Below are 19,072 nucleotides of genomic sequence, written 5' to 3' on the forward strand. Positions count from 1 at the left end.
TGAAATAAGGTAATGATTTTATTTACGCAAATGCTGATGCATGCGCCGTATTGCATCAGCATAGTGCGTAGATTATAGGGTTCCGCGCGGTGGTACAGCGACGTTGGCAAATATGAGTCCGGCGATCAGTGACATAAAAATTAAGAAAATTTGCGAGCCAATATGCGATTGGTTAAGCATGGTTTCACCCAATATGAGGGTATTGAGACCAATATAGGTTTTACTGCCCGGCACCAAGATAACGATCCCCTGCAGTAGGGCAATGGAGGCGGGAGCCTTCATCCAACGAGCATATAAGTTGGAATAGATCCCGACCGCCAAGGCGCCAAAAAAAATGCCGATAGATTCACCTAAATAGATCCCCGCAAGCATGGCCGAAAAGAAGGCGATAATACCGGCAAACACCCCCCAAGCGGCATCTTTTAAACGTGCCTTGAAGATGATGACCAATGCCATGGACAAGATGGGGACCGCTGACCAAATGGCCCAGCGAGGCAAGGGATCGGGTTCGAAATAGATGGTTTCACCAAAAATTGCCGAGCCAATCACCATGCCAAAGATGGCGCCAAAATAGAGCTTAAACAGCAGCATGCACGCGTCCATGATCCGCGCTGTGCCCGAAATTAAATCCCGCGCCGCCAATTCGGCTAAGCCCAGTGTTAACGCCAGCCCGGGGACAAAGATAATAATGCCGGAGAGAATCACCACCGGAATATTAATGAAGGGGTCGAAATAGGCGATGCCGCAGGCGACGATGGCACACAAGATGGCCGCCAAGGGTTCTAGGGCTTCGGCAATACGTGTCGAGTGCTCGGCGCGGTAAACAAGGCCATACACCATAAAGCCCAAGGTGGCCGACCAAAATACGTCATGCCAACTGGTGCCCATTAGCATGGCAAAGGCGCCTGCCGAGCACCCAAAGGCCAATAAGGTCAATAGGGTGCCGTAAGGGCTGGGTTTGTTAGCAATCTCTTCGAGTCTTTCGGTGGCCTCTTGCAAGGTGCGCTGACCGGAAACGAGCTCGCCAACCAGCTCATCGGTTCGCGCTAGCGAGCCTAAATCGAGATCGCCAGGCTTGACTCGGGCCACATGGTTATATTCTTGGTCGGCATCATGCTGTAACACAAAGGTCATCGACGTCGGTGATATCAGGAAATATCCCTCAATGCCTAATAATTTAGAGATGGTCTGAAGGTGAGATTCTAAGCGGTAAGCAGGGGTGCCAAATTTATGCAAATACTTACCTAACTTAATGATAAACTTGCGCTTCTCTATAAATTCTTCGCTATCCAATTGCGTGTTCCGTGATGATAAAGCTGATGGGGAGTGCTCGAGCGAGCGCATCTTACCCTATCTTAAGTTAAAAAGGTTAACGGCTTGGTGTTTTTTTAATGCGCATCACCTGTGTGGGTCATCTAATGTTAACCTTGGGTTTACAATTGCTGCGTTCAGCAACTTACTCGTAAAACAGCTGTGGCGCGATAACAGTGTCAACCACAGCATCAAGGAGAGACAATGTCGGTCACAGTATCCAGTTTATATATCGGATTAACCGCCATCATGGCGGTCTATTTTGCGCTGCGTGTGGTGAAGTTAAGGCGGCGTTTAAAGGTTGGTTTAGGGGTAGATGACCAGCCCACATTGCGGCTTGCCAACCGAGTACATGGTAATCTGATTGAGCATGCGCCTATGGCGCTTATCTTATTGCTGGTGGCTGAACTGAACGGGTTGCCTCATGGTTATTTGCATTTTTTAGGGCTAATTTGGCTGCTTGCCAGAGTACTGCATGCGCTAGGGTTAACCTTGGGGCAAGGGGGGTATCATGTTGGGCGGTTTTGGGGAGTGTTATTGACCTGGATCGTTATCCTTACGCTATCTGTGGTTAATATTGGCTATTTTATTATCGGCGCATAATATTACCAGATTGCTGCTTTTTTGGTCGCAATAATGAGGGGGGAGCTGTTATACTCCGCGTCCTTTTTGATGTTGCGCCGCGAGCGTTGCATCATTGCTGTAATTGGCGCAAATGACAAGGTCAATTGGGGCAGCTCCCTAAGTGACTACACTTATTTATTGGTTTGATAGTTAGGCAGTATTATTCATGCAGGTTGAATCCACGTTATTTACACATCCCAAGTATTTGGGCCGTACCGAACCGGCGGCACCTTTTTTGCCTATGTCTCGCAAAGAGATGGATAAACTGGGCTGGGATTCATGTGACATTATTATTGTCACAGGTGATGCCTATGTGGATCACCCCAGCTTTGGTATGGCCGTTATCGGCCGTATGCTTGAGGCGCAGGGATTTCGCGTTGGCATTATCTCCCAGCCTGATTGGTCGAATAAAAATGACTTCATGAAGTTAGGCAAGCCTAACCTCTATTTCGGCGTGACTGCAGGCAACATGGACTCGATGATCAACCGTTACACTGCCGAGCGTCGCCTGCGTCATGATGATGCCTATACCGCAGGGAATATTGGCGGTAAGCGCCCCGATCGCGCCGTCACCGTTTATACCCAGCGCTGCAAAGAAGCCTTTAAGCAAGTGCCCGTCGTCATTGGTGGCATCGAGGCGAGCTTGCGCCGTATCGCCCATTATGACTATTGGTCAGATAAAGTGCGCCGCTCAGTCATTCTCGATGCCAAAGCCGATATCTTAGTCTACGGCAACGCCGAACGTCCGCTGGTTGAGTTGTCGCACCGCATAGCGGCGGGTGAGCCTATTAGTGAGATCCATGATGTGCGCGGCACCACAGTGATTCGTAAGGAGCCACTGCCGGGTTGGAAGGGCATGGATTCACGCAAGATAGATCAGTTGCATAAAATCGATCCTATTCCTAATCCTTATGGTGCCGACGATGTGGGCTGTCAAAATCTGTCAGGGCCGAGCGATGTTAAGGTGTTCGACAACGATGCGCCCAAGGCTATTTCAGTGCAGCCACCTCGGCCTAAGCCTTGGGAAAATACCTATGTGTTGCTGCCCAGCTATGAAAAGGTTGCCGAAGATAAGTTTCTCTATGCCCATGCATCACGTATTTTGCATCAAGAGCAAAATCCCGGTTGTGCCCGTGCCCTATTTCAGACTCACGCCGAGCGCGCGATTTGGGTCAATCCGCCAGCATGGCCATTAAACACCGATGAGATGGATGGCGTATTTGATCTGCCCTATCAACGGGTACCGCATCCTGTCTATGGCGATGCCAAGATCCCCGCTTATGACATGATCAAGACCTCGATTAATATTATGCGTGGTTGCTTTGGTGGCTGCTCGTTCTGCTCTATTACTGAGCATGAAGGGCGAATTATTCAGAGCCGCTCGCAAGACTCTATTATTAAAGAGATCAAAGATATTCAGCAGAAGGTGCCCGGTTTTACTGGGGTGATATCTGACTTGGGTGGGCCAACGGCTAACATGTATCGCTTAGGCTGTAAGAGCGAAAAAGCCGAAAAGACCTGTCGCCGTTTATCCTGTGTGTTCCCGGCCATTTGTGGTCATCTGGACACCGACCATCAGGCGACGATCGATCTGTATCGCGCCGCCCGTGACGTGCCGGGCATTAAAAAAGTGCTTATTGCTTCGGGTGTGCGTTACGACTTAGCCACAGAAGATCCTCGTTATGTCAAAGAGTTAGCCAGTCATCATGTGGGCGGTTATCTTAAAATTGCCCCCGAGCATACCGAAGAGGGGCCGCTCAATAAGATGATGAAACCCGGCATGGGCACTTACGACAAGTTTAAAGAACTGTTTGATAAGTATTCGGCTGAGGCGGGCAAGAAGCAGTATTTGATCCCCTATTTTATTTCGGCGCATCCAGGCACCACAGATGAAGATATGGTGAACTTGGCGTTGTGGCTTAAAGGGCAAAAATTTAAGCTAGATCAGGTGCAAAACTTTTATCCGTCGCCGATGGCGAACGCCACCACCATTTATCATACAGAGCTCAATTCACTTAAAAATGTGAAACATACCAGCGAAACCGTCCAAGTACCCAAGGGCGGTCGTCAACGTAAGCTGCATAAAGCCTTGCTGCGTTACCATGACCCTGCTGGCTGGCCAATGATCCGTGAAGCCTTGGTTAAGATGGGCAAAGAACACTTAATTGGCGGTGGCTTAAATTGCTTAGTGCCAGCTGAAACGCGTCAAGAGCGCCAAGGCTTATTGGCCAAAGCCGTTGGTGGTAAAACCCCTGCGGGTAAAAAAGCGGTCACCCGTTTTTCGGCAAACCAATTTGATGACAGAAAAGGTAAGGCCACATCTTCTGATAAGCCAAAATCAGTGGGCAAAGCCTCAACTAATAAGCAAGGTGGGGGTAAGCCGAGTTCAGCAGGCAAGGGCGCTAAACGTCCAGTGAAAAACGCCTGGGGCACCACGCCTAAACATCAAAGATAAGTTTTGAAGCTAAAAAAGGCCACGCTGTAAATTCCATTTGCGTGGCCTGGCGTAGCAAAATAATTTGCTAATGGGTGCATCAGAAGAAGTAGTTGATCCCTACCGCAAAACCGTTCTCTTCTTGCGCTTCTAAAGCCGCATCGTCCATGCTGCTGAAGTCTAGTTTGGCTTCGGCAAACATCACTGTGTCATTGCTGTAGCGATAGTGCAGACCGATCATTGCAAACTGGCGAGTCCACTTACCCTGAATGGTGCTTGTCGCATCAGTGTCTAGATCTAGGTAAGTTAGTACCGCCATAGGGACAAAGCCTTTGTCGTATTGATAGGCGACCATCAGCTCCGCACCTGTAGCATCGTATAATTCTCCGCCGACAAGCTCATTATTCTTACTTTGATGAGTGTTGAAGCCAACATATAGACCGCTAGCCTCACGATTATCAGCGTAATGATAATAGTCGCCATACATGGCACCGATACCTATAATTTCGTTGGTTTCATCGATGGCGATATTGTCTAAATGGCCATCGAAGTCGCCGCGATTAAAGCCTGCGAGTAGTTTAAACTTATCGGTAACGCTGTAAGTGACACTTGTACCATAGCTATTATCGAAGCTGAGTTCGGAGTTGTTCATTGTTGAACCATCAGCATTTTTTAGCGCAATATCGCCATTAGTTTTTGCGGCATACTGTAAGGCAATATCGAGCGAGCCGAATGAATTACGGTATTGGAACGCGGAATCTGCGCGTCCCGTACCCGTTAAGCCACCATCACCAAAGGTATAGGCGCCGACAGAGTAGCCTGCAAACACGTTTGGTAGATCTGTAGTACCAGCCACATCATAATAGGCACCCCACTGCTTACCAAAACTCAAACTCCCCCATTTATCATGACTTAGGCCGACATAACCGAGACGATTATAGAGAAAGTCATCATCTTTCTCCGATGCGAGCTTACCGCCTTCTAGCACTAAGCTGTCTTCGCCTTTCACCATGTTGATACCCCATTCGGTAACGGCGAAGCTACTCCATCCATTTTTTTCGCTACGGTCGAAGCGAAAACAGATGCGAGAGGAGTCGTCGATCACTGAGGTTTCGTGGCTGTCATTTAGGGTTGCAAATCCTAGCCAACCGCTCATGTTGAGCGTGTTTTTTTCATTTTTATAGAGTTCAATAGCGTTGGCACTGGTGGCTGCAAGCAGCATTGGGATCGCCAAAGCAAGACAGGTCTTTTTCATCATGTCACCTTAAATTGACTCATAACAATATTGTTAGAAAAGGAGGCACCACACATAGGGTTTGGTAATGGTGGTGCCTAGTGATTAAGCGGCTCTCATTTCGGCTTTATGTGCCTTGTTAGAAATCACGCCATAGATGGTCCAACCGAAGAAGGTACAGATGGAACCTAGCATTACTGCCGTTTCACCTGAGCTATATAGGGCATAGAAGCTATATAAGGCACCGATAACCGCAATGATGTTAGATACACGTGCCTTGTGAGCTGGGACCTTGAGTTGCTTTTGCATCACGCCAAGGGCCGCCATAGACAGGATGTAAGGAATGATGTTGGTTACAACCGCTAGGTTAACAAGCGCTTCAAACTGCTTGTTCAACGTCGGGCTGATGGTCATCAGTGACAGTACTGACTGGATCATGACTATGATGGTCATACCGGCAACTGGCGCTTCAGACTTGTTCAGTTTAGAGAATACTTTTGGAAAGAAACCTTCATCGGCAGAGGACTTGAAGACCTGTGCGATGGTGAACTGCCAACCTAATAGAGAACCGGTACAAGAAAGAACCGCACAACCCATTACGATTTTACCGATAGTTGGGTTGAACATTTCAGCAAATACTAGGCCGAAGGGAGCGTTAGAGGCGGCAAGTGCTTCATTGGAAACAATACCCGCAACGACGTTAGTAGAGATGATGTAGATGATAGCCGCACCGATAGTACCGCCCAATACGGCGATAGGTACGTTCTTCTCTGGGTTATCGACGGTTTCTGAGTTAGCGCAAGCAGACTCTAGACCAAGGAAGGCCCATAGTGTCATCGCAATAGAACCACCTAGTGCATCGAAGAAAGGCAGATCATGCGGGTTCCAAGCGCCGGTATACATGTCAACATCGAACCAGAACCAACCAATCAATGACACACCGATCACAGGGATGATGATACCCCAAACCGTTACGCTACTGACTTGACCGGTAATGCGTGCACCGCCGAAGTTAGCGATAGTGGTGAGCCAAAGTACGGCAATCGTCGCCAGACAGATGGCGATTGGGCTCATTTCGACCTCTAACATCACAGCGCCGTAACCGACTGCTGAAATAGCAATAGCCACGTTAGCGATCAGTAGTGATACCGCATAGGTATAGTTGGCCATAAAGTTACCGTTACGACCGAAGGCATATTCGGCATAACCGCCCATACCGCCCGATTTCTTGCTAAACATACCGCATTTAGCGAATGCATAGGCCAGTGCAGTTGAACCTGCAGCAGTGACTAGCCAAGATAAAATAGAGATGGTACCCACTTGCGCCAATTGGGTTGGAAGCATGATGATGCCAGAACCCATCATATTCACTATGGTGAGAATGGTGAGTTGTACTACACCAATTTTGTTATTTGATTTGCTCATAATAGTTACCTAAATCAGTTGTTACGCAGAGAGCGCAAGGCTCTCTGCGTGAAGGGGGTTAGTTTTTCAATACATAGCCGAGTGCTTGAACACGACCGTTATCGGTTTCTTCGAGGTAAACCCCTTGTAGCTCTGGCGAGAACCCAGGTAGCAGGTTTATGCCTTCTTCTAATGCTAAGAAGTAGCGTTGTACCGCACCGCCCCATACTTCACCTGGAACCATACAAAGCACCCCAGGTGGATATGGCAACGCACCTTCAACCGCGATACGGCCTTCAATTTGAGACAAGGGCACGAGTTCGGCCTTGCCTTGAATGAAGGCAATGTTGGCTTCTTGAGGGTTCATTACGGCTTTAGGGAAGTGTTGTTGGCGGAACATCTCTTTTTGCAGCTGCTTAACATCGCGGCTGACATAAAGATCGTGCATCTCTTGGCAGAGTTGACGGATGGTGTAACCTTGGTATCTTGCCTTGTTGGCGTCGTAAACGTTAGGCAGTACTTCGGCTAGTGGTGCATCTTCGTCGACAAGTTTTTCAAAGCGTGAAATTTGCGAGACTAAGTGTTGCATCTTGGCCATATCTTCCGCTGGCGTCATTAGGAAGAGGATTGAGTTTAAGTCGCACTTCTCTGGAATGATGTTGTTTTCACGGAGGAAATTAGCCAAGATTGTTGCTGGAATACCAAATTCGGTATAGTTTCCGGTTTCGGCATCGATACCCGGTGTGGTTAACAGGAATTTACAAGGATCTATGAAATATTGTCCCTTCTCATAGCCTTCAAATGAGTGCCATTTTTGACCTGGTTCAAACTCGAAGAAACGCAGATCGTCAGCCATCTGTTCGGTTTCATAATCTTGCCATAAACGACCGTCGATCATGGTTGGCACAAATGGTTTGATATATTTGCACTTCTTCAGTAGTAATTTACGAGCTTCGATGCCGGCCTTAACCGCTTCGCGCCACAGGTAGCGACCACTTGCACCTTCGTGCATTTTGGCATTGACATCTAGTGCGGCAAACAGTGGATAAAATGGGCTGGTAGAAGCATGCATCATGAAGGCGTTATTGAAACGCTTATGGTTACAATATCTATCTTGGCCTTTGATATGTTTATCTTTTTTGTGAATTTGTGAGGTTTGAGAGAAACCGGCTTGTTGCTTATGTACCGACTGAGTCACGATGATCCCAGGATCATCGGGCGTTAGTTCGAGTAACAATGGTGAGCAGTCATTCATCATTGGGATAAATTGCTCATAACCGACCCAAGCGGAATCGAAAAGAATGTAGTCACAAAGATGACCAATTTTATCAACGACTTGGCGTGCGTTATAGATGGTGCCGTCATAGGTTCCTAGCTGGATGATCGCTAAGCGGAAAGGACGAGCTTCGTCGGCACGTTCTGGGGCGGTTTGACGAATTTGTTCACGTAGATAACGTTCATCAAAACAGTGAGCATCGATACCACCGATAAAACCAAATGGGTTACGTGCGGTTTCTAAATAAATAGGGGTTGCACCCGCTTGAATCAGTGCGCCGTGGTGGTTAGATTTATGGTTATTTCGATCGAATAATACTAAATCACCTTTTGCAAGTAATGCGTTAGTGGCGACTTTATTTGATGAAGATGTTCCGTTTAAAACAAAATATGTTTTATCGGCGTTAAAAACCTTAGCTGCATATTTTTGGGCATCATTTGGTGCGCCTTCATGAATTAATAGATCGCCAAGTTTAACGTCGGCATTACACATGTCAGATCTAAATACCGTCTCGCCAAAAAAGTCGAAGAACTGGCGCCCAACAGGGTGTTTACGGAAGAATTGTCCCCCCTGGTGACCAGGGCAAGCGAATGTCGAGTTGCCCATTTCTACATATTTTTTCAATGTACCAAAGAAAGGTGGTAACAATGCTTCTTCATATTTTTTAACTGCGGTTTCGACTTGCTTTCCGTAGAAGTCGGTATTATTTCCGCAGAGTTCAAATACACCAGTGATTGATGAGCAAATATCATCTGGAAAAGTTTCTTCACAACAAACTGAAACAAATATTGGTAGTTTCAACCCCGTTTCTTTTATTTTATCAACAACACCTTGTCTTACGTCAGCAACAGATAATACCGCTGCGCCAACGTCACAAAAGTCGGTATTTAAAACATCAATAACATCTCTTTTTGTATCAAAACATGATTGAACAGACAAACTTGCTGCGATTTTAAGTGATTTCATAAAAAACCTTAATATAAAAAATAGATAGCAGGGCCCGTACCAAACAAATAATCTATTTGATATTAAATTAAAGATATAACTATGCCCTGGTGCAGGCTTTAATAACGACAAGCTACGATTCGATAGGGTTGGCTCTTCCAGTTTGACGTGGAATTGCGGCGCTGCCGAATAAGCTTTAGTTACAGGTGTCCTGCACTAAAAATAGTGTTTAATTTGAATGTGTATTGAGGCTGTAATTGAGCTAGGCGAAAGCATTCGCCCACCAACTACAGTAAAGAACTATAGGGAGGTGTAGAAAGAGTAGTCGAAGTAGTCGCGTTGGCTTGGCATCATGATATGTCTAGTTCGCCTTATGTGCGCCATGATTTTAGATTTTCTCTTCATATTACTGCTCCATTAATTATTTAGAGAAAAAGATTATTACGTTTACTTTCGGAATAGATTTTACAACTGTAATCAAGGTAAAAGTTTGAGCTGTGTCTGATTTTTAATCCTGTGTAGAAAAAGAATTTCAAAAATTATTTTTTGTAATAACTTTAATTTCTTAAATATAATGTTCCAAATTAACTTGTGCGAATGGTTATTCTTAACTCGTGCCTTATATATTCAGTTTGTCGCGATTTATCTGGTTGTTATTCACTATTCCCGCCTTTTTATTTTTTTGTTATCACTTTCTTATTCCGCTTTCCTTCTTTTTATTTTCCAAATATGAAACTAATGTTTTTTATTTCTCAATAACGGACTAGATGATTTGTTGATTTGCATCGTGTTATTGTTGTGGTTTTGTTTGTTTGTTTGTTTTATTTTGGTTTGTTCTTGTGGTTTAAGATTTGCGTATTCATAAAGTATGTTTTTATTCTCCAAAAGTATTGCTTGCCTACAAATAACCTCCTGCAATTTAGTTGAGCTACAACAAGTAGATCTTCCAGGGCAAGATCATGAACATTTTCAGTCCAAAGTTGACCTAACCATCCGACTGTGATCTTATGCTCCTCTTTTGAGGAGTAGCCATGAACATAGATACCATCAAAGTGCATTTCACCATCATCCGTGACGAGTGACAAAGCGCAAAAGCCGATTACCCACTGTTTGATATTTTGTTTGGCTCTATCTGTGCCGTGATAGCCTGAGGTCAAGGCTGGACTGACATTCGAGAATACGTTCTTGGTCATCATGAATGGTTCCTTAAGCAGGGCTTGTTTGAAAATAGCGTGCCTGTTGATGATACTTTTGCCCGTTTGATTGCGAACATCGATCCTGCTGAATTTCGCGAATGCTTTCTAGCTTGGATGAAAGCCGTACACAAACTTACCTGTGGTGAAGTGGTAGCCATTGATGATAAGACCTTGCGCGGATCCTATGACAGAAACGACAGGCAAAGCACCATCCATATGGTGAGTGTCTACGCCAGCGCCAATCAACTCGTATAGGGCTAACTTAAAACCGATAATAAGAGCAATGAAATTACCGCGATTCCGGCATTGCTCAAGATGCTCGACTTGCGAGGTGCCATCGTGACGATTGATGCGATGGCCTGTCAGACCAAGATAGCCAAGGCTATTATCAGCAAGGGTGGAGACTACTTATTGGCGGTTAAGGGCAGTCAAGGCAAATTATAGGTCGCGGTACATGCCGTCTTCGCCCCACACCGACGAACTCCAATTGAGAAAACCTCCTGGCAAATCGAGAAGCAGAAAAGCCGAGTTGAAGCGCGTACATGCCATGTACTGAGCGCCAGTGATTTAGTGGGGGACTTCTCAACTTGGAGTGATTTAACCTGCATTGTGATGGTCGAAAACCTCCGGACAGCAAAGGGTAAAGCGCCAGAGTTGGAGTATCGCTACTACATCAGCTCAGCAGAACTGACCCCAGAGCAGGCTGGAGATGCGATCCGAGCACATTGGGGTATTGAGTCCATGCACTTGATTTTAGATGTGAGTATGCGGGAAGATGTTTGTCAGATTTACCGAGAAAATGCAGCTGAAAACTTGGTGGGGTTAAGGCATATGGCACTTAACATGCTCAGGGCTGAGCCAACCAAGATTAGTGTGCCGATGAAACAGAAACGCTGCATGATGAAACCCGCCTTCTTGGAGCAAGTCTTTGTGGCCGATTTACATCAATGGCTAAATCCTAACCATTCATGAGGACGTCCTAGTAGATCTTCGAATGAAAATCTTGGTTTGATTAAGGCTAAATGCCGTTAACGTTATTAGATTAGAATCGAGTGCAGATATGAGTATGAGATTTAAGCTCACTGTTTAAAAGGAGGGAGCATGACACAGCAAGATTACAGTGATGAGAGTTTTTGGCAGAAAGTGAAGCTGTTTGCCAAGCAAGCTGGCCGAGACGTGATTGAAAAAGCGTTATGGCTTTACTACGCAGCGCAGCGTCCCGATACCCCTAAATGGGCCAAGACCATTATTTTTGGTGCGTTAGCGTATTTTATCGCCCCCATAGATGCGATACCCGACCTGACACCTCTGGTCGGTTTTACCGATGATTTAGGCGCGCTTGCCGCGGCGCTGACCATGGTGAGTCTGTATGTCGATGACCATGTCAAAAGCCAAGCGGCAGAAAAAACCGCCGCTTGGTTTGATTAACGCGAATCTATCGACAAACATAGCCTGAAGGTCATGAATCTTTAACCACAGTGGCCACAGAATATGCGTGCTGACTGCATTTTATATGGCGACGGTCGCAGTGGGACTCACTGCGGCGAGGCGGTCACGTACCTGACGTGACTTATCGCCATTAAATATCGTCAGTAGTGTCGCCGCATCGGCTTGCTCGGCTAAGATATCCACCAAGGCGGCGCGATTACTCACATGAAGATAAGTCAATATCGGCTTGAGCGTCCCTTCACGGGCGAGTGCCGCTAGGCGATCTCCCATGCCTGAGTGATAGTTTTTAATCGCAAACAGCACAATTAATTCACGCTTAATATCATGGCTTAATAACCAATCAGTTAGCATCAGATAGGCGTCATCTTCATAGTCGTCGCTATCGAGGGTTAGGCGCGTCGCCAAATCGATAGCGCCCTCTTGTACGTGCCTATCCATATAGCCCTTGACGAGTTCCTCCATCATTATCTTGTAAGCCCGGTAGCTATGATTCGCCAGCAGCAACATGAGTCGTTCACGGCGGTCAACATCGATGCACCACAAAAACTGTCCCACGCTATAGCAACGATATTGGTCGACACCAACGGTGGTCTCTGTAGATAAATATGCGTTAAATAAGGGAGCGATCGCCTCATAGGGGGTTTCCCCCTGTAAGTAAGACCAGAGGGTATTGTCGATAATGTGTTGGCGCTGTGTTAAGTCGGGTAACTGATGCAGAGCATGGAGCACTGCGCTGGCATCTACCTTGCTGTCAAGGATCAGGAGTTGGCCGCCGAAGTAGAATTGCTCTTGGGCGGCAGAGGCTTTATCGACAACTAACAGTTGCAACTCGTCGCCAACACGTTGGGCAATGGTGACATTAATCCAACTCATGTTATCGCAATGGCGAGATTGACTGATCTCGGCCTGTGGATGCAACTTGACGGGCAGTCTCAGCTTCTTGGGTAAATCATTGGTATCGCCGATAAAGCCAAAAAACAGTGTCGATGCGGCAAATGTGTGCGCAATCACGTTCTCCCACGATTGGATGTTCAGCGCGATAAAGTGGCGCAAGCATTGTCTAAAATCATCATCTAATGCAAAGGGAAGTTCTGGGAATCTGAGCGAGACATCCTGATGAAAATTCAGCTTATGGCTTTGATAGGTATAATCGAGTCCCCGCAGCAACGCCTGTGCTTGGGATCGTTGTCTTGCGCCCATCATGCTGGTATCCGCTTGGGCGCTGGGGGTCGTGGCTTGCATCAGTTCGACTAAAGCAAGGTAATCGTTCTCACGTTGTGAGCTGTAGATGGACTGCTCGACCTGAAACGCTAAAGTATAATCTTCGGCGATACCGTGGTGGTTTAGCATCTCATAGAAATTAATCTCATCGAGGGGGTTATCAAACCGTAAGCGGTAATCATGCTCACTATAGAGACGGCTGATGTGACGGATCATCTTCATTGGCGCCATGGCGATTAACAGTTGCCACAACCGCTCGGCGATATGAGCCTGTGCTATTGGCAACTGTTTCAACCAGAAGCAGATAATCGCTACACGCTGATAATCATCGTCATAGTCTTTGAAGCAGTGGTAGCTGATCTGCTTGTCACTGATCTTAGGGAAGTAGAGATCAGATCGGCGGCACACCTCGTCTCTGTGTAGGTGTTGATCGAAGAGTTCGATGATCCCTTGCTGACTGAGCTCGGCCTCATCGGCTGTGAAAAAATGGCTGACCTGCTCGAGCTCAGCAGGGGTAAATCCTAGCTCTTTACGATGACCTTGGCCCTGAATCTCGGCGCGCTCGAGCAGTAAGGCTAACGCGCGCTTGAATACGCCGGTTAATTCCGCTTGCAGCGCTGCGGTATAACTGTCATTAATCTGCTTATCGCTATCTTGCTTTAGCAGGTAGGCTTTGAGTGCATCGGTACCGAGATTATCCTCATGCCATAGGTTAGTGTCATAACATGCGCGTTGACTGAACAGCTGATCTGCCTGCTGCAACATAGTGGAGGTGACGGGGTCATCTAAATCGTAAAAGCTATTGATAAGCTGTTCGAGCTTATGTTTTTCGTGCTTGTTAAGCTCGCCGGGTGCGCTGCTGGGGTCAGGATCATAGCGGGCAAAATAGGCCTCGGTGGTCATCACGGCCTGGTAGCCGCCTTCACCCGTGAGCATTTCACACAACTGGGAAGATAGGGGCTGTTGGCCTAACAAGTGGTAAAAAATATCAATAAATCTCAGCATGATATGAGCCGACTTAACGTGGTCGACACTGTTTTTATCTGGGGTAACAAAGGCTTTTGACAAGAGGCCATGTTCGAATTCAACCCTAACGAAAGTATCTTCCTCTTCGAGTAGATCGTTGGCGGGGTCGCGTAATACCTCGTGCAAGTTTTCACGCAGATTTTCCAGACTGCCTCTATTCCAACAGGCGTCATCCATGGCATCGTATAATGACGGTGCATGGGTTTTACAATGTGTCCAAATATCGAAGGGGGCAAGGCTATCAAGGACACTCGGCTGCTTATTGAGTACCACATATTCCAGTATGGCTTCGCCATTATCTAAGGTGGCAATGAAGTCGGTTAGCATATGAATGCCGCCCATTTCCGCTTGCCGTGCTTCCTTGCGGGCATCATAAAGACGTTCATCTTGCTGTTGTTGATACACACTCTGGGCGTAGACCATCAGTGGGCCGTCGAGCTCGTTTTGTAACTGAAGCTGTAGATCCATTGCCTCATTCTCGAGGCTATCATGGATAAAGTGACGTCCGAGCTCAATGTCGTTTTCATCCTCCTCCCAACTACAAAACTCGGGGAACAGAGTTTGGTAGATGGCCAAGATTGGATTTTGGCTGTCGAGATCTTCACTTTCGCAGTAGGCAAGCATAGGTTGCGCGGCAAAGCGTTGTTTAATTAATTCAATAAAGCGCGGGTAGTGTTGTGGATTTTGCTGCAGGTATACCCCTAGCGGTTCATATTGCGCAGATGTGGCCTCCCAGTGACTACCGTAGAAGGCAAAGCGGAAGGCGGTATTGTCACACCAAATGAATGCCTTCATGATAGCCTCGCACCAGCCATGCTGCTTGACAAGGCTGAGCAGCATGTGTTCATAACCGGTAGCGTGCTCATCGTCCCAATAGGGAATAAAAAATTGTGCCAGATAAACCGCGTCTTCGGCATCTTGTTGGGCCAACATATATAGCGCTTCGGCGCCAAAGACACGCATATCATCGACCCACATTTCGCTGGTGTCATTCTCATAACGCGCATAATCAACTATGGCTTGCGCGGTTCGGCGCAGTTGCGGCTTAAGAGCGTCATGTTCGAGGGCGAGGCCGAATAGAATGGCTTCTGAAATATACAGGCTGCTCTCTTCACTGACGGTATCTTGTAAGTTATAGCCGCCATCAGGCGTCAAATTGAGGGCTTTGATGACTAAAGCGGCATGGGCCGTATCTGCCAGTTGCAGGTGTTGTCTATGACCACAGCTGATATCCATGAAGGCGATATCAAAATGGCCATCGTTAAAGGCTTGATGCGCATCTAGCCTGACTTGATACTCAGTTAATGCTTGCTCGATACTGTTGATGCTAGTGCGATCAAATTCGATGATCTGAGATTTTGGAAATGAGTCCATTCTAACGCCTTGTTCAATGAAATAAGTTGGAAAATTTAGCGGAGTAAAGAAGTGATTTTACATTGTTACCCTATAAATAACAAAGCGTTACATGTTTTCTGTGACCGTTGTTGATACTAAGCCTTAGCGTTACGTTGCTTAAGCGAAAGAGGCTGGCGATCGGCCTCTTTGATGAGTATTAATAGAAAAGGGCTAAATTAACCTTGCCAGGTGAGGTTGAAGTCGTATCTAAAGCCGATTGTGACAGCTTGATCGTCTTGACCATTTTCGATCTGTTTATTGAGATACTCTAAGTGCACGCGCACGTTATCGAGCGGATTCCACTCTAGTGTGGAGTTGAAGCCGTTGTAGTTTGCAGAGTGGTTACCATCGATGCCATCTTTAAACTGAAAATACCCCAATTTAATTTGGTATTCATCGTTGAGTGGATAAGCTAGTGCGGTATCTAATGTGCTACCACTTCGGTCGGCGTTAAGGGCTTGGTTGTCGAGGTTATACTGCTTATCTTGATAGCTGACGGCCAGATATAAGCCGTTGCCGAAGGTATAAGCAGCGACAGCGCCAAGGGTTTGGTTATCGCCATCAACCTGATCATTAATTAAGGTATCTTGGGTGACATAGCCTACCCCTAGGTGTAATGCCCCAACGTCATAACCCAACCCAATGTTAATCATATCGGCATTGGCATCGCCTCTGTCTTCGTCAATTTGAGCGCCTGCCATCCAGGTAAAATCACCCGTGATTAATTGATAAGTCACAAAATTATCGACAAAAAATGGACTTTCGTGATCATACGCATAGGGGCTGTTGCCATGGTTAAAAATGTCCACATATTCGGCAACTAAGGTGTATTGCGCTGGTCGCTGCTTGCCAATAGCCACTTGGCCGTATGGTGAAGAGATTGCGGCATAAGCCTGCCGGGCATTACCAAAGTCGCCTGAATTGGCGATATCTATACTCCATTCACCTAGTGCAATCGCTGTCCAGCCGTCGGCGAATGCTGTGCTGGCTTTGACACCGATTCGAGATAGCGCATCGCGCACATCCCAAGTATGTTCATCATTGTCATCAAGATAGCTCAAGGTTGGGCGAATAGAGCCGTAGAGGCTGATTTGACTGTTTTTAAATTGTGACGGGTTTTTAGGTTGCTCAAGTTGGGCGATACGTTGATTAAGCGCCTCAACTTGTGACGTCAACGTATTGTTTTCCGTTGCATAAGCCGATGTGGTACACAGTCCCATTACAAAAATGAGAGTGCCTTGGTGCAGAGTAAGGTTTATGTTCATTGTGGTAGACCATTTTTTGTATGCAAGAAGCCGCCAACCTCTTAATGTTAAGGGTCGTTAAGCAAGTCATTGCATACGTGGGTTGTAAGGGGGAAGGGCTCGGCGCTAATGCACCAAGCCTCGAGATCGTTTTACACTTTGCTTGATTTTTTGAGTTCGTTGAACCAAAGGTTATGGTGCTGTTTTGCCCAGTTTTCGTCACATTGACCGCTGAGCATGCATTCCATACCGCCTTCAGATATGACGGTGGCCATATAGATATGAACGACAGTGAAGGCGCCGAGCACAAAGGCACTCACAAGGTGTAGGATGAGCGCCAAATTTGCACCATCTTTAGTGGCCACTAAGCTTGGGAACATCAAGATTAAGCCTGAGCCAACCATTAATGCACCAAAGAGCGTGAAGCACCAGAACCACAGTTTTTCCCCCGCGTTAGCGAAACCGGCATCCGGGTGTTTACCTTTAAAGGGCCCAAAATTGAGGTAGCCACCAACTGCTTTAAGCCAGCCGATATCACAGGCTTCGGGTAACTGTTTTTTAGCCCACTTTATCACCATGACTGCCCAGCCAAGCATGAAGGGAAATGCCATCAGATTATGTAGAGCAACAGAGGTATCGATAAAGCCGAACCATTGGTAAGCCCCCATATTGGGAGCTAACCAAAAGCGGCCGGCGGTCATGATGAGACCTGTGATCACCAGTGCTAGGCAGGCAATTGCTCCGACCCAATGTACGAGAACATCCATACCGCTCCAGCGGTCGACTTTTTTACCAGAAAAGCCTTGGTTGAGTTTGGCTTTACCATTGATGACAACAAAAAGCGCGAGTAAGGCGATCATGCCGAAAAAGCCATAATTTAGTAGATCGGCCCAGAATGAAGCAGGGCTGAGGATCTCTATGTATTCTTGGTTGACCGAAGGTTGTGGTGCGGGAAACTGAGCTTGTAACGGCATCCCCCTGAGTTCGGGGATATCTCCCTGAACAACTTCTATTTGTATCGGTTGCCATTGTTGTGGCTCAGGTATCAGAGTGTCGGCTGCCAGTAAGTGAAAGCTGCACATAAATGCCATCACTCCAGCGATAACAGCAGTTATCATTTTCATTTCAAATCCTTAAGCATCTAAGTGACACTTTTTAATTGGGTTATTGATCTCGAGCGTCCCCAGTCTGTCAGCAAGAAAATCCTCCAAGACTTGGGCGTAACAAGTCCAAAACTTCAACCGAGCATGTTTAGACATGCCAGTGGTAAAGTCTTGATACCAAGTGCCTAAGTGATGTTGTAAAAACGTCTGGGCTAACAGCGTCAGCTCGGCTGCAGCCTGTGGATCTTGCTGTACTTGTTGGTAGCTCATGGCCTCGGCGCAGAAGAGAAACTCCAGTTCATTGCCGATATAATCTGCCGGCTCGTTAAATCCAGAGTCGGGAATGAGGCCTAACTGTTGATAAAAATCGGCTACGGCTACGGTGCGTTCGGTATGAATTTGCCTGCCATAATCACGATAGACCGACTCATACGGTGGCACTAGCAACTTGGTAGGACCGATGCACATCCGATTAAAGTCACATTCCAACTCTAACGACGATCCGTGCCATTGCCGAGCTTCATTAAGCAGTTCGCCATAACGTGGCTGTGACTCCAGCCAGTTGATGAGCTGTTGCAGCGATTCATCGCTTGCTGGCGTAAATAACATTCCTTTGAGTGCGTGATACCCAAGGGCTACGGGGCCAAATTCAAGCTTTGTCATAGCCGCTCCTTGACGATCACCATATTGGGTTTGGTAATGCAGTGCCCATAACCGATGCCCTCTTTACTGACGGTGTGGCTCTGGGTTAACAGTTGTTCTATTCTGTCTGTATCGAGGCATTTTACTGGGCAGCCATCGACACATGCTGGTTTAAGCCCTTGATCGATAAGCTCGATACACATGTTACATTTAGCGGCTTTTCCATCGGTCTTTAGCATGACAACGGCATCATACGGGCAGGCATTGATGCATAAACCACAGCCGGTACATTTCTCTCTATCGAGTACCACTAATCCGTCATTGCGGATGGTATATGCTTGGGATGGACAAACCATTAGGCAGGCAGGATTCCCACAATGCATGCAAGAATGGCTTAGCCAGACATCGACCATGTCGTCATCTCGCTTAACTTCAAAGCGGTCTACTTTACGAAAGCGGACATCTTCAGGCAGCTCATTATGGATCTGGCAGGCGATGGTGCAGGCTTGGCAACCGACACAATTTTCTTGTCTGAAGACAAATCCGAGTTGATGTTTGTTTTTCATGA

At 46.8% G+C, this 19,072-nt stretch carries 13 protein-coding genes and 1 pseudogene; 4 read left to right on the forward strand and 10 right to left on the reverse strand.

Annotation, left to right across the window (positions count from 1 at the left end):
- Nucleotides 1–72 precede the first annotated feature (72 nt).
- Nucleotides 73–1,293: a threonine/serine exporter family protein gene (locus DN599_RS18265; protein WP_110459087.1), complete on the reverse strand. Its 1,221-nt coding sequence runs from the start codon at nucleotides 1,291–1,293 to the stop codon at nucleotides 73–75.
- A 222-nt stretch (nucleotides 1,294–1,515) separates the two neighbouring features.
- Between DN599_RS18265 and DN599_RS18270 the strand changes: the two genes are divergently transcribed.
- Both DN599_RS18270 and DN599_RS18275 read left to right on the forward strand, forming a co-directional pair.
- Complete coding sequence (locus DN599_RS18270; RefSeq protein WP_110459027.1) at nucleotides 1,516–1,914, forward strand: MAPEG family protein; 399 nt, start codon at nucleotides 1,516–1,518, stop codon at nucleotides 1,912–1,914.
- A 187-nt stretch (nucleotides 1,915–2,101) separates the two neighbouring features.
- A complete protein-coding gene (locus tag DN599_RS18275; protein WP_110459028.1) occupies nucleotides 2,102–4,390 on the forward strand; it encodes a YgiQ family radical SAM protein in 2,289 nt (762 codons plus the stop codon).
- Nucleotides 4,391–4,469: 79 nt separating this feature from the next.
- Here the strand turns inward: DN599_RS18275 and DN599_RS18280 are convergent, their stop codons facing one another.
- The 4 genes from DN599_RS18280 to speFL all read right to left on the reverse strand — a co-directional run bounded on the left by DN599_RS18280 (nucleotide 4,470) and on the right by speFL (nucleotide 9,633).
- Complete coding sequence (locus DN599_RS18280) at nucleotides 4,470–5,624, reverse strand: porin (RefSeq protein ID WP_110459029.1); 1,155 nt, start codon at nucleotides 5,622–5,624, stop codon at nucleotides 4,470–4,472.
- 84 nt (nucleotides 5,625–5,708) lie between these two features.
- On the reverse strand, nucleotides 5,709–7,028 hold the full coding sequence (gene potE, locus DN599_RS18285; RefSeq protein ID WP_110459030.1) for a putrescine-ornithine antiporter: 1,320 nt from the start codon (nucleotides 7,026–7,028) through the stop codon (nucleotides 5,709–5,711).
- A 58-nt stretch (nucleotides 7,029–7,086) separates the two neighbouring features.
- Entirely contained in the window at nucleotides 7,087–9,249 is a 2,163-nt protein-coding gene (gene speF / locus DN599_RS18290; protein WP_110459031.1) for an ornithine decarboxylase SpeF, read from the reverse strand.
- Between the two features lie 279 nt (nucleotides 9,250–9,528).
- A complete protein-coding gene (speFL, locus tag DN599_RS19120) occupies nucleotides 9,529–9,633 on the reverse strand; it encodes a leader peptide SpeFL (protein ID WP_110459032.1) in 105 nt (34 codons plus the stop codon).
- Between the two features lie 626 nt (nucleotides 9,634–10,259).
- On the opposite strand from speFL, the pseudogene DN599_RS18305 reads away from it, so the two are divergent.
- Together DN599_RS18305 and DN599_RS18310 are read left to right on the forward strand one after the other, a co-directional pair.
- Nucleotides 10,260–11,396: pseudogene (locus DN599_RS18305) on the forward strand (ISAs1 family transposase).
- A 129-nt stretch (nucleotides 11,397–11,525) separates the two neighbouring features.
- On the forward strand, nucleotides 11,526–11,852 hold the full coding sequence (locus tag DN599_RS18310) for a YkvA family protein (protein WP_110459034.1): 327 nt from the start codon (nucleotides 11,526–11,528) through the stop codon (nucleotides 11,850–11,852).
- An 81-nt stretch (nucleotides 11,853–11,933) separates the two neighbouring features.
- Here DN599_RS18310 and DN599_RS18315 read toward each other — a convergent pair whose 3' ends face one another.
- From DN599_RS18315 to DN599_RS18335, 5 genes are all read right to left on the reverse strand, one after another.
- On the reverse strand, nucleotides 11,934–15,494 hold the full coding sequence (locus DN599_RS18315; protein WP_110459035.1) for a hypothetical protein: 3,561 nt from the start codon (nucleotides 15,492–15,494) through the stop codon (nucleotides 11,934–11,936).
- A gap of 197 nt (nucleotides 15,495–15,691) precedes the next feature.
- The gene (locus DN599_RS18320) at nucleotides 15,692–16,780 is read right to left on the reverse strand and encodes a porin (RefSeq protein ID WP_204165152.1); all 1,089 of its coding nucleotides are present in this window, start codon (nucleotides 16,778–16,780) and stop codon (nucleotides 15,692–15,694) included.
- 131 nt (nucleotides 16,781–16,911) lie between these two features.
- The gene (locus DN599_RS18325; protein WP_110459037.1) at nucleotides 16,912–17,883 is read right to left on the reverse strand and encodes a formate dehydrogenase subunit gamma; all 972 of its coding nucleotides are present in this window, start codon (nucleotides 17,881–17,883) and stop codon (nucleotides 16,912–16,914) included.
- A 9-nt stretch (nucleotides 17,884–17,892) separates the two neighbouring features.
- Nucleotides 17,893–18,525 carry a TorD/DmsD family molecular chaperone gene (locus DN599_RS18330; RefSeq protein ID WP_110459038.1) on the reverse strand — a complete coding sequence of 211 codons (633 nt, stop codon included), beginning with the start codon at nucleotides 18,523–18,525 and terminating at the stop codon, nucleotides 17,893–17,895.
- Nucleotides 18,522–19,070, reverse strand: a complete 549-nt coding sequence (locus DN599_RS18335; RefSeq protein ID WP_110459039.1) for a 4Fe-4S dicluster domain-containing protein — start codon at nucleotides 19,068–19,070, stop codon at nucleotides 18,522–18,524. The genes DN599_RS18330 and DN599_RS18335 overlap by 4 nt, the downstream gene beginning before the upstream one ends.
- Nucleotides 19,071–19,072: the final 2 nt, after the last annotated feature.

Origin of the sequence: Shewanella algidipiscicola, from assembly GCF_900380485.1 — a bacterium.
GTDB lineage: Bacteria > Pseudomonadota > Gammaproteobacteria > Enterobacterales > Shewanellaceae > Shewanella > Shewanella algidipiscicola.